Source organism: Peribacillus frigoritolerans (assembly GCF_030676415.1).
Lineage (GTDB): Bacteria > Bacillota > Bacilli > Bacillales > DSM-1321 > Peribacillus > Peribacillus frigoritolerans_A.
In genome coordinates this window covers 1-513 of the sequence record NZ_JAUUTW010000093.1, presented here as the reverse complement: position 1 = coordinate 513, position 513 = coordinate 1, and the positions used below count along the sequence as shown (strand labels likewise).

Annotated in this window: 1 pseudogene; it reads right to left on the bottom strand. The window is 38.0% G+C overall.

Annotated features, from left to right (window positions below):
• Positions 1-446: pseudogene (locus Q8G36_RS28605) on the bottom strand (transposase); the annotation flags it as partial.
• Positions 447-513 lie beyond the last annotated feature (67 nt).

The following is a 513-nucleotide window of genomic DNA, read 5'->3' as shown; positions in this document are numbered from 1 at the left end:
ATGTGTGGAATCGACGAATACGTGTTCAGCACTTATTACCTTTCTATCAGCAGCTGTTATTAAGATGCGATAGAAAATCTGTTCAAACAGGTCTGTATCTTTAAAGCGTCGCTCATAATTTTTCCCGGCGTTGAGAAATGAGGTACTTTATCATGGAAACCATAGCCTAAGAACCAACGGTAAGCCATATTTGTTTCAGCTTCTTCAATCGTTTTACGTATGGAACGAATGCCGAAGGTATACTGAATGAATGTCAGTTTAACTAAAATAACTGGATCAATACTTGGGGGTCCTACCTCTGAATACATATCTTTCACCAAGTCGTAAATGAAAGTGAAGTCAATGGAAGCCTCCATTTTACGAACCAGATGGTTCGCCGGCACCAATTGATCTAAAGTAATCATTTCAAGTTGATCTCGCTGAATAGAATGATGTTTCGAAAGCATCCTCATCACCTCAAGTTTTAATCGTTCTATTTTAAAACAAAAAAGACTGTAGGCAAAAGGAGTTCTA